Origin of the sequence: Mycobacterium asiaticum, assembly GCF_001668675.1 — a bacterium.
GTDB lineage: Bacteria > Actinomycetota > Actinomycetes > Mycobacteriales > Mycobacteriaceae > Mycobacterium > Mycobacterium asiaticum_D.
Genome location: NZ_LZKQ01000184.1, coordinates 23,342 through 38,807, shown reverse-complemented (window position 1 = coordinate 38,807; position 15,466 = coordinate 23,342). Strand labels below are relative to the sequence as shown.

Here is a 15,466-nt window from a genome sequence, read left to right as displayed (position 1 = left end):
CTTCGGCGTGCAACAGCCAGGTGGAGCCGGAGTCGGCCCGCGAGTAGACCGAGACCGCACGGGAGCCGGATTCGTCGGCGGCGTCCACCACCACCTGCACGGCAACCGAACCCGATTCGGGCAGGACCAGCGGCGCCGCCAGCGTGAGCTCATCGACCACCGAGCAGCCGACCTGGTCGCCGGCCCGGATGGCCAACTCGACGAAGCCGGCGCCCGGGAAGATCACCACACCGCCCACGGCGTGGTCCTTCAGCCAGGCGTGCTTGCCGGCGGACAACCGGCCGGTCAGCACCACACCGCCGGAGGACGGCAGGTCGACCACGGCGCCCAGCAGCGGGTGCTCGCCGGCGGCCTGGCCGAGACCTTCGGCGTCGACGGCACCGCCGTCGTTGGACAGCCAGAACCTGCGTCGCTCAAAGGCATACGTCGGCAGCTCGACGAAGTTCGCCGGACCCAGCACCGCCCGCCAGTTCACCTGTGCACCCGTCACGAAGGCCTGCGCCAGCGCCGTGATCAAAGTGGCGGGCTCCGGGCGGTCCTTGCGCAGCGCGCAGACCGTGGTGACAGCGACGTCGGGCAGGGACTCGTCGATCGAGGCGGTCAGGCCGCCGCTGGGCCCGACCTCGACGAACCGGGTCGCGCCGGCCGCCTGAGCGGACCGGATGCTGTCGGCGAACCGGACCGGTTCCCGCACATGGCGTTTCCAGTATTCCGCCGAGCCGAAGTCCGCGCCGGCCAATTGCCCGGTCAGGTTGGAGATGACCGGGATGGTGGGCGGCCCGACCGGCAGCCCGGCCGCGACCGCGCCGAACTCCTCGACCATCGGGTCCATCAGCGCCGAGTGGAAGGCGTGCGACACGGCCAGCTGATGGACGCGGCGACCCTGTGCGCGCAGGCCGTCGGCCACCGAGCGCACCGACTCCTCGTCACCCGAAATCACCACGGACGACGGCCCGTTGACGGCAGCGATGCTGACCTCGGGCCCCAGCAGCGGGCGGACTTCCGCCTCGGTCGCCTGCACCGCGATCATGGCCCCGCCGGCATCCAGTCGCTGCATGAATCGGCCGCGGGCGGCGACCAGAACGGCGGCATTCTGCAGCGACAGCACCCCGGCGACATGCGCCGCGGACAGCTCGCCGACCGAGTGGCCCATCACGAAGTCGGGCCGCACATCCCAGGACTCAAGCAGCCGGAACAACGCGACCTCGACGGCGAACAGTGCGGGCTGAGCGAATTCCGTGGTGTTCAGCAGGTTTTCGTCGCTGCCCCAGACCACCTCGCGCAGCGGCCGCAGCAGGTGGCGGTCCAGCTCCGTGACGACGGCGTCGAACGCCTCGGCGAAGACGGGATACCGGACGTGCAATTCCTTGCCCATGCCCAGCAATTGGGAGCCCTGGCCCGGGAAGACGAAGACCGTCTTGCCACCGGGCTGGGCGACGCCGCGAATGACCTCGCCGACCGCGTCGGTGGCCAGCTCATCCAATCCGGCCAGCATCTGCTCCCGGTCGGATCCCACGATGACGGCCCGATGCTCGAAGGAGGACCGGCCGGCCAGCGTCCAGCCGATGTCGGCGAGCCCGAGTTCGTCGTGGCCGCCGAGGTATTGCGACAACCGCGCCGCGTGGGCCTGCAACGCCGCGGGCGTCTTGGCCGAGACCACCCAGGGCAGCACCGCCGGCTCGGGTCCGGCCGATTCGCCTGCGGCGGCCGCCGGAACCGACTCGATGATCACGTGCGCGTTGGTGCCACTGATCCCGAACGAGGACACCCCGGCCCGGCGGGGGCCGCTGTGCGCCAGCCACGGGCGGGATTCGGTCAGCAACGACACCGCCCCGGTAGACCAGTCCACGTGCGGGCTTGGTGCGTCGACGTGCAGGGTGGCCGGGAGCACCTCGTGGCGCATCGCCTGGACCATCTTGATCACCCCGGCCACGCCGGCCGCGGCCTGGGTGTGACCCATGTTCGACTTGATCGATCCCAGCCACAGCGGCTCGGTCCGCCCCTGGCCGTAGGTGGCCAGCAGCGCCTGCGCCTCGATCGGATCGCCCAAAGTTGTTCCGGTGCCGTGTCCTTCGACCACATCCACGTCGGCCGGGGTCAAACCGGCATTGGCCAGCGCCGCCCGCACCACCCGCTGCTGGGAGGGCCCGTTCGGCGCGGTCAGCCCGTTGGAGGCGCCGTCCTGGTTGATCGCCGAACCCCGAACCAGCGCCAGCACCGGATGCCCGAGTCGCTGCGCGTCGGAAAGCCGTTCCACCACCAGCATTCCGCCGCCCTCGGCGAACCCGGTGCCGTCGGCCGCGCCGGCGAACGCCTTGCACCGCCCGTCGGCTGACAGGCCGCGCATGCGGCTGAACTCCACGAAGATGTCCGGTGTGGCGTTGACGGTGACACCGCCGGCCAGCGCCAGATCGCACTCCCCCGACCGCAGCGACTGCGCCGCCATGTGCAACGCCACCAGCGACGACGAACACGCGGTATCCACCGACACCGCCGGGCCTTCCAGGCCCAGCACATACGCCACCCGGCCGGAGGCCACGCTCGAGGACTGTCCGGTCAACCGGAAACCCTCCGCGGTCTGTGCGGCCCCGATCCCGTAGCCCTGGGTGTAGACCCCCGCGAACACGCCGGTGGCGCTGCCGCGCAGCGCGCCCGGGTCGATTCCGGCGCGTTCCAGTGCCTCCCAGGACAGTTCGAGGTACATCCGCTGCTGCGGGTCCATGGCCAACGCCTCGCTCGGCGCGATCCCGAAGAAAGCGGGGTCGAAGTCGGCGACACCGTCGACGAAGCCGCCGGTGCGGGTGTAGCAGGTGCCCGGCACGTCGGGGTCGCGGTTGTACAGGCCGGCCAGGTCCCATCCGCGGTCGGTCGGGAAGTCCGACAGCACGTCGCGGCCCTGGAACACCATGTCCCACAGCTCTTCCGGTGAGGTCACCCCGCCGGGGTAGCGGCACGACATCCCGACGATCGCGATCGCGTCGTCACCGGTGGCGCGGACCGCGGGCGCCTGCTTGATCTCCTGCGGCATGCCGGCGAGTTCGGTGCGGATATAGGAGGCCAGCCCGTTGGGCGTCGGGTAGTCGAAGATGAGCGTCGGCGAAAGCGACAGCCCGGTGGCGGTTTTCAGACGGTTGCGCATCTCGACGGCGGTCAGGGAGTCAAAGCCCAACTCTTGGAACGCCTTGTCGGGGTCGATGGCTTCCGGCGCGATGTTGCCCAGCACGGTGGCGATGTGAGATCGCACCAGGTCCAGCAGGACGGCATGTTGTTCGGCCTCGGCCAGCCCCTGCAGCCGGTGCGCGAGGGCCGATTTCGACTTCGCCGCGGCCAGTGATTCGTCGACCTGGCGTCGGCCGGGGCCGGTGACCAGATCACGGAACATCGGCGGCACCGCCACCGCGTGCGCCCGCAACGCGGCCAGGTCGATCCGGGCCGGGGCCAGGAACGGCTCGTCGACGATCAGTGCGGTGTCGAACAATTCCAGCGCTTCCTGCGACGACAACGCCAGCACACCCTCGCGGCCCAGCCGGGCCAGGTCGGCGGCATCCAGGCCGACGGTCATCGCGCTGGCCTGATCCCACAATCCCCAGCCGAGCGACATCGCCGGCAGGCGCTGGGCGCGCCGGTGCGCGGCCAGTGCATCGAGGAAGCAGTTCGCTGCCGAGTAGTTGCCCTGACCCGAGGAGCCCACCAGGCCGGCCATCGACGAAAACATCACGAACGCGGACACATTCAGATCACTCGTCAGCTCGTGCAGGTTCCAGGCCGCATCCACCTTGGCCCGCAGCACCGCGTCGATCCGCTCGGGTGTCAGTGACGTCACGACTGCGTCGTCGAGCACTCCGGCGGCGTGGATGACCGCCGACAGCGGCCGCTGCACCGGAATGTCGGCGATGACCTTGGCCAGCGCCGGCCGGTCTGAGGCGTCGCAGGCGACGATCTGCACCTGCGCTCCGGCGGCCTCCAATTCCGCGGTCAACTCCGCGGCGCCGGGAGCGTCGGGACCCCGTCGGCTGAGCAACAGCAGGTGACGAATCCCGTGCTGGGCCACCACATGCCGCGCCAACGCCGAGCCCGCCATGCCGGTGCCACCCGTGATCAGGACGGTGCCGTGCCCCAAGCCGTTGCCGGCCCCAAAGGGAATAGTCATGACGACCTTGCCGATGTGGCGGGCCTGGCTCAGGTACCGCAGCGCGGCCGGGGCCCGCCGGATGTCGAAGGTGGTCACCGGGAGCGGCCGCAGCACACCGGCGTCGAAGAGCTCGGCGAGATCGAGCATGTACTGGTGCATGCGGGGCCGGCCCGGTTCGAAAAGGTCGAACGCGCGATAGCGCACACCGGGGTACTCCTGGGCGATCGCCCCGGGGTCCCGGATGTCGGTCTTGCCCATTTCCAGGAACACCCCGCCGGGGGCGACCAGTCGCAGGGAGGCGTCCACGAATTCGCCGGCCAGCGAGTCCAGCACGATGTCCATGCCGGCGCCGTTGGTGATGGCACGGAACTTGTCCTCGAACTCCAGGCTGCGCGAGTCGGCGATGTGGTCGTCATCGAAGCCCATGGCCCGCAACGTGTCCCACTTGCCCTTGCTCGCGGTGCCGAATACCTCGAGACCGAGGTGCCGGGCCAGCTGGGTGGCCGCCATGCCGACACCGCCGGCGGCGGCGTGGATCAGCACCCGCTGTCCCGGCTTGGCGGCGGCGAGGTCGATGAACGCGAACCACGCGGTGGTGAACACCGCGGAGATGGCGGCCGCTTCGGCGTAGGTCCAGTCCGACGGCATCGGCAGCAGCAGCCGGATGTCGCCGGGCACCAGGGTGCCGCTGGTGTCGGGGAAGAATCCGTATACCGAGTCACCGACCGCGAATTCGGTGACGCCGGGCCCGACCTCGACGACCACGCCGGCGCCCTCGCCGCCGAGCAGGGCTTCGTGGGTGAACATGCCCAGCGTGATCATGATGTCGCGGAAGTTCGCCGCGATGGCGCGCAGCGCGACCCGGACGTTGCCGGGCTGCAACGGTGCCTCACCGCCGGGAACCGGTTCCAGGCGCAGGTTTTCGAAGGTGCCGGCGCTGCTCAGGCCCAACCGCCACGGCCCGTCGCCCGGCGGTTCCAGGATGCCGTCGGCCGCACGGCTGGCCCGCACCCGCGGTGTGTAGGCCTGCCCGCCGCGCAGCAACACCTGCGGCTCGCCGACCGCGAGTGCCGCCGCTGCGGCCGAATCATCAACGGGTGCATCGGAATCGATCAGCACCAGCCGCCCCGGGTGCTCGGTCTGCGCCGAGCGCAGCAGGCCCCAGACCGCCGCGCCCGCCAGATCGGTGACGTCCTCGCCGGGCAGCGCCATGGCACCGCGGGTGGCGATTACCAGCACGCCCGAATCCCGCTCCGAATCCTTTTGGAGCCACGATTGCACCGCGGCCAGCGCCCGGTGCGCGCGTTCGTAGGTCGCGGTCACCGGGTCATCGTCGGTGGCAACGGAATTGAAGATCTCATAGGGTGCCGGCTGGCCGCTGGTGGATGTGGCCGGCGACCACGCCAGTTCGAACAGCCGGTCGGGGCCGGCCCCGGAAATCGCGGCACGCAGCCGCTGCTCGGTCACCGGCCGGGCCACCATGGCGGCGACCGAGAGCACCGGCAAGCCCAGGCCATCGGCCAGCTCGACGGACACCGCGGCGTTCCCGGCCGGCGCGATCCGCGCCCGCACCGTCGACGCGCCCGCGGCGTGCAGCGACACACCCTGCCAGGAGAACGGCAGCGCCAGCTCCGCCTCAGGGTTGGCCAGCACCGCCGCATGCAGGGCGGCGTCCAGCAGGGCCGGGTGCATCCCGAATCCGCCGGTGCCCCCGGCCGATTCCGGCAACCGCACCTCGGCGAACAACTCCTCGCCGCGGGACCACAACGCGGTCAGCCCGCGGAAGGCCGGGCCGTACCCGTAGCCGTGCTCGGCCAACCGCTCGTAGCCGCCCGTCAGGTCGACGGCGACGGCTCCCGCCGGTGGCCACACCGCCAGATCGGCCACCGGTTCGACCGTCCCGGAACTCAACGTCCCCTCGGCGTGCAAAACCCACGCCGAAGCACCGTCGACGTCGGCGTGTGAGTAGATCGAGACGCTGCGCTGGTCGCTCTCTTGCACGGCTTCCGAGACGGGGGAGCCCACAACCACTTGCACCGCAACCGATCCCGATGCGGGCAGCATCAACGGCGACCGCAGGGTCAGCTCGTCGACCACCGTGCAGCCGACCTCGTCGCCGGCGCGGATCGCCAACTCCACGAAGCCCGTGCCCGGGAAGACCAGCATCCCCGAGACGGCGTGATCGGCCAGCCATCCCTGCGCACTGGCCGAGAGCCGACCCGTCAGCACCACCCCGCCGGAGGCGGGCAGTTCCACGACCGCCCGCAGCAGCGCGTGCTCGCTGGCCGCGAGCCCCAGCCCCGAGGCGTCGGCCCCCGCGCCCTCACCCGACAGCCAGAAGCGGCGCTTGTCGAAGGCATAGGTCGGCAGGTCGACCAGACGGCCACCGGCCACCGGGACGTGCCAATCCACCGTCACACCGGCCACGAAAGCCGCGGCGGCCGAGGACAGGAACCGCCGCAGACCGCCGTCCTCGCGGCCCAGGGTCGGGATCACGACGGGCTCGGCGTCACCGTCGAGGCAATCGGCGACCGTGTCCTCGATGCCCGCGATCAGCGCCGGGTGCGGACTGGATTCGACGAACACGCGGTAGCCGTGCTCGCAGGCGCTGCGGACGGCTTGGTCGAGTTGCACGGTCTGACGGATGTTGCGGTACCAGTACTCGGTATCCAAACCGGCTGTGTCCAGACGGTTTCCGGTGACGGTGGAGAAGAAGGCGGTGCGCGTCGAGGTGGGTTCGATGCCGGCCAGGGCGTGGGCGAGGTCAAGGCGAATCGCCTCGACCTCGGCCGAGTGCGAGGCGTAGTCCACGTCGATCCGGCGGACGCGGAGTTCCTGTTCGGTGCAGACCCGGATCAGCTCGTCCAGGGCCGCCCCTTCGCCGGACACCACGACCGCCGAGCGGCCGTTGACCGCGGCGATGTCGATGCGGTTCCCGAACGGCGACAACAACTCCCGGGCCCGCTCCACCCCGCAGGCGATGGAGACCATGCCGCCCGGTCCGGCCAGCCCGGTCAGCAACTTGCTGCGCAGGGTGACCACCTTCGCGGCGTCACGCAAGGACAGCGCACCCGCGACGTAGGCGGCGGCGATCTCGCCCTGCGAATGACCGATCACGGCATCGGGGCGCACGCCGATCGACTTCCACAGCTCGGCCAGCGACACCATCACCGCGAACAGCACCGGCTGCACGACGTCGACCCGATCCAACCCCGGCGCGCCCGGCGCGCCGCGCAACACGTCGATCAACGACCAGTCGACGAATTCGGCGAACGCTTCCGCGCATGCTTCGATCTGTTGCGCGAAAACCGGTGCGGTGTCCAGCAATTCGACACCCATGCCGATCCACTGCGAGCCCTGGCCCGGAAATACGAACACAGTCTTGCCGGCGGGCCGCGCGGTGCCGCGCACCAGTTCGCCGAGTTCACTCAGCTCCCCCGCTGCCAGCTCGTCAAGCCCGGCCAGCAGCCGCTCGCGGTCCGCGCCGATCAGCACGGCCCGGTGCTCGAAGGTGGTGCGGCCGGCCAGTGTCCAGGCGACATCGGCGGGATCCAGCTCGGGCCGGGCCCGCAGGTGCTCGACCAGGCGGGCCGCCTGGCCCGTCAACGCCGAGGCGGACTTCGCCGAGAGCGCCCACGGCACCACAGCGGGCGCCGGGCGGGCCTGCGGCGGTTCGTCGGCCGGCACCGACTCGATGATCACGTGCGCGTTGGTGCCGCTGATCCCGAAAGACGACACCGCCGCGCGGCGACTGCGTCCCGACTCGGTGGTCCAGGGCCGCGCCTGCGCCAGCAGCTCCACCGACCCGGCCGACCAATCCACATGCGGCGAAGGCACATCCACGTGCAGCGTCGCGGGCAGCAGCTCGTGCCGCATCGCCTGCACCATTTTGATCACCCCGGCCACCCCGGCGGCGGCCTGCGTGTGACCCATGTTCGATTTGATCGACCCCAGCCACAGCGGCTGGTTGCGGTCCTGGCCGTAGGTGGCCAGCAGCGCCTGCGCCTCGATCGGATCACCCAAAGTTGTTCCGGTGCCGTGTCCTTCGACCACATCCACGTCGGCCGGGGTCAGGCCGGCGTTGGCCAGCGCCGCCCGCACCACCCGCTGCTGGGAGGGCCCGTTGGGCGCCGTCAACCCGTTGGAGGCGCCGTCCTGGTTCACCGCCGAACCCCGAACCACCGCGAGCACCGGATGCCCGAGGCGGCGGGCGTCGGAGAGGCGTTCCACCACCAACATGGCCCCGCCCTCGGACCACCCGACACCGTCGGCCGCCCCGGCGTAGGCCTTGCAGCGTCCGTCGGGCGCGAGGCCGCGGTGCCGGCTGAACTCGACGAAGACCGTCGGGGTGGCGTTGACCGTCGCGCCGCCGGCCAGGGCCAGATCGCACTCGCCGGTACGTAGCGACTGGACCGCCATGTGCAGCGCGACCAGCGAGGACGAGCAGGCCGTGTCCACCGACACGGCCGGGCCTTCCAGGCCCAGCACGTAGGACACCCGGCCGGACGCCACGCTGGACGTCATTCCGGTCAGCCGGTAGCCCTCGATCTCCTCGGCAAACATTCCGTAGCCCTGGGCGATGATCCCAGCAAACACACCGGTAGCGCTGCCCCGCAATCCGCTGGGGTCGATTCCAGCCCGCTCCAGCGCCTCCCAGGACAACTCCAGCAACATCCGGTGCTGGGGATCCATCGCCAGCGCCTCGCTGGGCGCGATGCCGAAGAACGCGGGGTCGAAGTCGGCGACGCCGTCCACGAAACCGCCGGTGTTGGCGTAGGTCTTGTGCGGGGCGTCGGGGTCGGGATCGAAGAGGCTGCCGACATCCCAGCCGCGGTCGGTGGGGAACTCGGCGATCACGTCGCGGCCGTCGGCCACCATCTGCCACAGGCCGTCCGGGGAGTCCACTCCACCCGGGAAACGGCAGGACATTCCGACGATGGCGATCGGCTCGCTCGACCGCTCCAGCAGCGCGCGGTTGGTGCGCTTGAGGCGCTCAACCTGGACCAGCGCTTTTCGCAACGCTTCGGTTGCATGCTGGAGTTGATCAGCCATTACTAACCCCTCGCCTTTTTTGGTCGTCTCTGACCCGCCGGATACGGCTCTCGCCGAGTCATGAAAGTTGCTGCACGAAGCGACGTCGCTGTTTCTTCGACCGGCTTCGTGCGGGCTTCCGACCTAAGAATCTCGCTGGTGAGTATCGCCAACTCCGGCTGGATTTCAAAACGTCCGATACTCCCGGCTACACACGGAACGGCTGGGCACCCGTCCGCCGCGGCGATCCACCCGATGGATGCGCGGCGCACTGCGTCCCCTCTGTACTCCCTTGTACACCGGGCCCGCCGTTCATGGCGCGACTGTACCTTTCCTTCTCGAGTCCATGTCGTTCCGGCGTTCGGGTAGTTCGCGTACCAAAGCTCAGACGCCCACGCGCCGCCAGCCGTCGGCGGCTCGGGCGGCGCGGAGCAGTTCGTTGCAGAGGTCCCGCAATTCCGCGGCGCCGGCACCCTCGTCGAGCGCGGTGGCGACGTCCTCGGCCGCGCATCTGACCTGGTAAACGCGGTCCGACAGGTCGGCCGCCTCGTCGGCGGTCAATACGACAGCGTCGGCGGGCAGGGCCGCGACTTCGCCGCGGGTGATCATGGCCCGCTGCTCGTATGCCCGCTGCCGGCAGGACTGACGGCAGTACTGGCGACGACGGCCCATACCCACGTCGGCGACATCCCGTCCACACCAGCGACACGGCTGGGGCCGAACCCGACGACTCACGCCTGCAGACTTTAGCCCGAACCGTGCCACGATCCCGGTATCATTGATGATCGCCGATGATCGCGTCGTTCATGCGCAGGAATCATGGAGAACGGGAACTCGGGCAAACGGTCTTATCGTTTGCTTAGGGAGAATCACACTACGGGAGCACCACAGGCTCACCGCACCCAAAGGAGCAGCACCAATGGCTGATCGTGTCCTACGAGGCAGTCGCCTCGGAGCCGTGAGCTATGAGACCGACCGCAATCACGACCTCGCGCCGCGGCAGATCGCGCGCTATCGCACCGAGAACGGCGAGGAGTTCGAAGTTCCGTTCGCCGACGACGCCGAGATCCCCGGCACCTGGCTGTGCCGCAACGGCATGGAAGGCACCCTGATCGAGGGCGACCTGCCCGAGCCGAAGAAGGTCAAGCCGCCGCGTACCCACTGGGACATGCTGCTGGAGCGCCGCTCGGTCGAGGAACTCGAAGAACTGCTCAAGGAGCGCCTCGACCTGATCCGGTCACGCCGGCGCGGATAGCTACCGGATCAGGTGCGGGCCCGGCTTGACCGGCCCCGGTTGTGCCGGCGTTCGACCCGGCCCTGCCAGCCCCACTGGGCGACCTTGACCAGCGCCTCGCGGATGTTCGATCCGCTCATTTTCGAGACGCCGATCTCGCGCTCGGTGAAGGTGATCGGGACCTCGACGACGGAGAAGTTGGCGTTGACGCTGCGCCATGTCATCTCGATCTGGAAGCAGTAGCCCTTGGAGTCGACGGTCTCCAGGTCGATGGCTTCGAGGACTTCGCGTCGGTAAGCGCGGTAGCCGGCCGTGATGTCGTGGACGCCGACGCCCAGCGCCAGCCGTGAATACGTGTTGGCCGTCCAGGACAGCGCCCAGCGCCGCCACGGCCAGTTGCGGACCGCGCCGCCGTGCACGTAGCGGGAACCGATCGCCAGGTCGGCGCCGGCGTCGACGGCCTCCAGCAGGCGGTACAGCTGCTCGGGGGCGTGGCTGCCGTCGGCATCCATCTCGACCAGGACCGCGTAGTCGCGGCTCAGGCTCCAGGCAAAACCTTCCAGGTACGCCGCGCCCAGGCCGTTCTTGACGGTCCGGTGCAACACGTGCGTGCAGCCCGAATCGGCGGCCGCCAACTCGTCGGCGAGCTTGCCGGTGCCGTCGGGGCTGCTGTCGTCGACGATCAATACGTGTACGTCAGGGCAGGCCTGCTTGACGCGCTGGTGGATCAGCGGCAGGTTCTCCAGCTCGTTGTAGGTGGGGATGATCACCAGGACGCGCTGGCTGGGACCGGCGCCCGACAGGTCGGGCGCGCTGTGGCCGGTGGTCATGTAGCTCCTTCATCTCGCCCGGTTGCAGTTCCGTCGCCTTCGTCGGACGGGGCGTCATTGGCCGTGGTCACCTGGCTCGCTGACGGCGGTTCGGTGTCACCATCGTTGGGCCGGGACCGCCGGCGTTTTGGACGCGGAAACCTCGCCGGGAACCAACCATTGTGCCGTATTGCGGCCAGAATCAATGCCCCAGCCGCCCCGACCAGCACCCATTGCACTATCGGAGCCCAACGCGTGGCCGGCGTCAGCCGGGTCTTGAGGCGGACCTGGGTGTCCAGATAATCCGGCACGAAAAACTCCGTGCGCTTGAGTTCGCCGCCGTCCGGAGCGATGACGGCGCTGATCCCGGTGGTGCCGGCCACCAGAACGTAACGGTCGTGCTCGACGGCGCGCACCTTGGCGAACGCCAACTGCTGCTCACTCATCGTCCTGGTGAAGGTGGCGTTGTTGCTCGGCACGGCCAGCAACTGGGCGCCGTTGAGGACGGACTTGCGCGGCGCGCGGTCGAAGACCACCTCCCAGCAGGTCGCCACGCCCAGCGGCACCCCGGCGATGGGCACCACTCCATCCCCGGGGACGGGCACGAAGTGTCCGGCGCGGTCGGCGTAACCGGACAGATGGCGGAACAGCCAGGGCATCGGCAGATACTCGCCGAACGGTTGCACGATCGCCTTGTCGTGGCGGCCCTCCGGTCCGTTGCCGGGATTCCAGACGATCATCGTGTTGGTGTATTCGGGCGTTTCTTTCATGCGCCCGGGCACGTCGAGGACCGTGCCGATCAGGATCGGCGCTCCGATCGCACCGGCCGCCTTGGAGATCTGCTGGCCGGCGTCGATATTGGTGAACGGGTCGATGTCGGAGGAGTCCTCCGGCCAGACCACGAGCCGCGGCTGCGGGGCGACCCCGGCGTGCACATCCTCGGCCAGCCGCAGCGTCTGGTCGACGTGGTTGTCGAGCACGGCGCGGCGCTGGGCGTTGAAATCGAGGCCGAGGCGGGGCACGTTGCCCTGCACGATGGCGACGGTGATGCTCGGTTCACCACCGGCGCCCACCCCGGCGTGGCGCACTTGGGGCCAGACCAGGATCGCGGCCAGCAACACGAGACAGATGCTGATGCCGGGCAGCATGACTGCCGGCGGCTTTGCTGTGTCGGCTGTGTCGCGCCTGGCTCCCCCGGCGCGCAGCCAGGCTGCGATTTCCAGCGCGAGCGCCGTCATGCTGGTGCCGATCAGCACCACCGAGGTGGACAGCAGCGCCACTCCGCCGAGCTGAACCAGCGGCAGCAGGGGGCCTTGGGCCTGCCCGAAGGCCACCGAACCCCAGGGGAATCCGCCGAACGGGAAGATCGATTTCAGCGATTCCTGGGCGGCCCAGAGCACCGCGAACCAAACCGGCCAGCCGGGTAGCCGGCGGACGACGACGGCCAGCAAACCGAAGAGGGCCGGAAAGCAGGCACAGGCGGTCGCCAGCACCAACCACGGCATCGTGCCCACCAGCGTGCTGATCCAGGGCAGCAGCGGGACGTAGAACGCCATGCCGAACAGGAATCCATAGCCCAACCCGCCGGCCGGCGTGGTGGCGGGATGCACCAGCACCCAGGTCAGCAGCGCGATCGCCACGATGGCGGCCCACCACCAGTTCAGAGCGGGAAAACTGGCGTACATCAGCCAGCCGGCGACCAGGGCGACCGTTAAGCGGACCAGCCTCGGCCGCAGCGCGGCAAATATGTCGGGGATACGCTCGAGCGCCCGTCGGCCCAGGCTTGGCTTGGCCGGAGAATCCTCAGGCGTTTCCTCCGGCAAATCCTCTTGTGTCGCCTCTGGCAAATCCTTTACTGGTTGCTCGGGGGTCGGTTCGACCTCGGTGAGACCTGGCTGAGCCGGCTCGTCGGGCTCCTGGCGGCGCCCTTCCCGGCTGTGCCGTCCGCTAGCCATAGATGACCGCACCCCGGTGCACGGTCTGGCGGCATCGCGGCAAGGCGTCGCCGGTGTCCAGCCGGGGCAAGGCGGGCACCCGGGATCGTGGGTCGGTCGACCAGCGTTCCACGTCATCGCGGGGTGCGCTGACGTCCAGCACGTCGGCATCCCATACGGCGTACGACGCGGCCGCGCCGGGGACCAGAGTGCCGGTGATGCCGTCGCGGACTCCGCTGGCCCGCCAGCCGCCGCGGGTGGCCGCGGCAAACGCCGCCCGCGCCGACACCGCGCTGCCCGGCGTGCGGTGTCGGACCGCAGCGCGAACGCTCCCCCACGGCTCGAAGCCGGTCACCGGCGCGTCGGAACCGAAGGCGAGGGGCACGCCTTGGGATGCTAACAGCGCGAGCGGGTTGAGCCGGCAACCTCGATCGGGACCGAGCCGCTGCGCATACATGCCGTCACTGCCACCCCATAACGCGTCGAAACTCGGTTGCACGCTTGCGATGACGCCCCACGAGCCCAACTTTGCGGCCTGTTCGGCGCTGACCATCTCGAGGTGCTCGAGGCGATGGCCGCAACGAGCGACGGCGGTCACCCCGAGGTCGGCAACGACCCGTTCGACGGCGTCGACGACCGCCGACACCGCGGCGTCCCCGATCACATGGAAGCCGGCCGTGACCTCGGCCTGGGTGCACGCCCGCAGGTGGGCCTGGACGGTGTCGGGATCGATATGGCGGGTGCCGGTGCACTCCGGCGCGTCGGCGTATGGTTCGTGCAGCCACGCGGTGCGCGAACCCAGCGCCCCGTCGACGAACAGGTCGCCAGCCAGGCCGTTCGCGCCGGTCTCCGCGATCAGCGCGCGCGCCTGCGCTGCTGTGCTGACAGCTTCACCCCAGTACCCGATCACTTCGACGCCGCTTTCGAGTGCGCTGATCTGCAGCCAGTCGTCCAGGCCACCGATCTGCGGGCCGGCGCATTCGTGCACCGCGACGATGCCGGCCGCGGCCAGTGCCTGCAGTGCCGCGGCGCGGGCCTCGGCGAGCTGACCTTCGGTGAGCAGGTCCCGGGCGACCTTGCGCGCCAGGTGGTGCGCGTCGGCGGTCAGCGGCCGCTGCGGGTCGAATCCTTTGGCGTCGGCAAGTCCGGGGACGAGCCGCCGCAGCGCGGACGACGCCGCCGCCGAGTGCACGTCCACGCGGGCGAGGTAGGCGGGCCTATTGCCCAAGGCCGCATCGAGGTCGTCAGTGCTGGGGGCTGTGTTGTCGGGCCAGGTCGCCTCGTCCCAGCCGTGCCCCCAGATCGGTTGTCCCGGGTGGGCTTTCGCGTAGTCGGTGAGCATCCGCAGGAAGTGCGGCCGGGAGACGGCGGGGCGCAGGTCCAGGCCGCTGATCGCCAAGCCGGTGGCGCTCAGGTGGATGTGACTATCGACGAAGCCCGGCGCCACGAATCCGCCGTCGAGGTCCTGCACGTCGGCGTCCGGGAACTGGGCACGGCCCACCTCGTCACTGCCCAGCCACGCGATGACATCGCCGCGCACGGCCATGGCGGTGGCGTCCGGGTGGCTGGGGCTGTGCACCCGGCCGTTGATCAGCAGCCTGATGGGAGTCGGCGTCACACGGGCAAAACTACGCGGGTTTGTTGGACACTCTTCGAACACCGGTTTCCGGGGTAGTTGTTGGACAGGAGGATGCGATGCCCAAAGAATCAAAGTCCGGTGACGACGAGCCCAAGGGCGGCCGTCCGGGACCCGCGGACCACGGCCGCGAAGGTGGGATGGCCACCCGGGAGAACGCGCCGGACCTGACCGAACCGGACAACGACGACTAACGGCTGGGACCCGAGGGCAAGCCGGGCGCGTCGACGTCGATCACGTCGATGACCTCGCCGTCGATGTAGTCACGGCCGTCACTGTCACGGCCGGTCTTCAGGTCGGCCGGCAGCGGGATACGGCGCAGGAACCCGCGTACCGCCAGGGCGGTGAACGCGGGGCGGGCTGCTGCGCGCACCGGCGGTACCAGCAGCAACAGGCCCAGCACGGTAGAAGCGACGCCCGGCACGACCACCAGCCCGGTGGCCAGCGCGGTCAGGGCGCCGTCGCCCAGCGCGCTGCGCGGCTCCTCGGCGCCCGATCGCAGCGCCATCAGCTGGCGACTGAGCTGCAGCCCGCCCATCGGCGCGCCGACCATCAGTCCCAGCACGAATGTGCCCGCCAGCACCAGCACGGTCCAGCCGACACCGATCGTCGCCGCCAGCCCGACCGTGACCATGAGCTCGACGACGGCGTAGACAAGAAGGAGCCGTCCTAACATGTGAGGCCAACGTG

6 protein-coding genes and 1 pseudogene are annotated in these 15,466 nt (G+C 69.9%); 2 read left to right on the top strand and 5 right to left on the bottom strand.

Going from position 1 to position 15,466, the window contains the following annotated elements; all coding sequences use genetic code 11:
* Both A9X01_RS15520 and A9X01_RS30865 read right to left on the bottom strand, forming a co-directional pair.
* On the bottom strand, positions 1-9,184 hold a 9,184-nt coding region (locus A9X01_RS15520; protein ID WP_065121599.1), incomplete at its 3' end, for a type I polyketide synthase.
* 363 nt (positions 9,185-9,547) lie between these two features.
* A complete protein-coding gene (locus tag A9X01_RS30865) occupies positions 9,548-9,898 on the bottom strand; it encodes a hypothetical protein (protein ID WP_081282410.1) in 351 nt (116 codons plus the stop codon).
* Between the two features lie 184 nt (positions 9,899-10,082).
* Between A9X01_RS30865 and rbpA the strand changes: the two genes are divergently transcribed.
* Positions 10,083-10,418, top strand: a complete 336-nt coding sequence (gene rbpA / locus A9X01_RS15510; RefSeq protein ID WP_036359704.1) for an RNA polymerase-binding protein RbpA — start codon at positions 10,083-10,085, stop codon at positions 10,416-10,418.
* A gap of 8 nt (positions 10,419-10,426) precedes the next feature.
* Here rbpA and lnt read toward each other — a convergent pair.
* Positions 10,427-13,161 (bottom strand): annotated as a pseudogene (lnt, locus tag A9X01_RS15500) (apolipoprotein N-acyltransferase).
* Positions 13,154-14,686 (bottom strand): amidohydrolase, encoded by a 1,533-nt coding sequence (locus A9X01_RS15495; protein ID WP_436405271.1) that lies wholly within the window; start codon positions 14,684-14,686, stop codon positions 13,154-13,156. The pseudogene lnt and the gene A9X01_RS15495 overlap by 8 nt, the downstream one beginning before the upstream one ends.
* 149 nt (positions 14,687-14,835) lie before the next feature.
* On the opposite strand from A9X01_RS15495, the gene A9X01_RS31875 reads away from it, so the two are divergent.
* Positions 14,836-14,970, top strand: coding sequence for a hypothetical protein (locus tag A9X01_RS31875; RefSeq protein WP_301336936.1), 135 nt, complete (start codon positions 14,836-14,838; stop codon positions 14,968-14,970).
* Here A9X01_RS31875 and A9X01_RS15490 read toward each other — a convergent pair.
* Positions 14,967-15,452: an FxsA family protein gene (locus A9X01_RS15490; RefSeq protein WP_065121596.1), complete on the bottom strand. Its 486-nt coding sequence runs from the start codon at positions 15,450-15,452 to the stop codon at positions 14,967-14,969. The two genes, A9X01_RS31875 and A9X01_RS15490, sit on opposite strands and share 4 nt — an antisense overlap.
* Positions 15,453-15,466 lie beyond the last annotated feature (14 nt).

Coding starts and splice junctions, on each gene's coding strand:
- rbpA (WP_036359704.1), top strand. CDS start 10,083: ATGGCTGATCGTGTCCTACGAGGCAGTCGCCTCGGAGCCGTGAGCTAT.
- A9X01_RS15495 (WP_436405271.1), bottom strand. CDS start 14,686: ATGGCCGTGCGCGGCGATGTCATCGCGTGGCTGGGCAGTGACGAGGTG.
- A9X01_RS31875 (WP_301336936.1), top strand. CDS start 14,836: ATGCCCAAAGAATCAAAGTCCGGTGACGACGAGCCCAAGGGCGGCCGT.
- A9X01_RS15490 (WP_065121596.1), bottom strand. CDS start 15,452: ATGTTAGGACGGCTCCTTCTTGTCTACGCCGTCGTCGAGCTCATGGTC.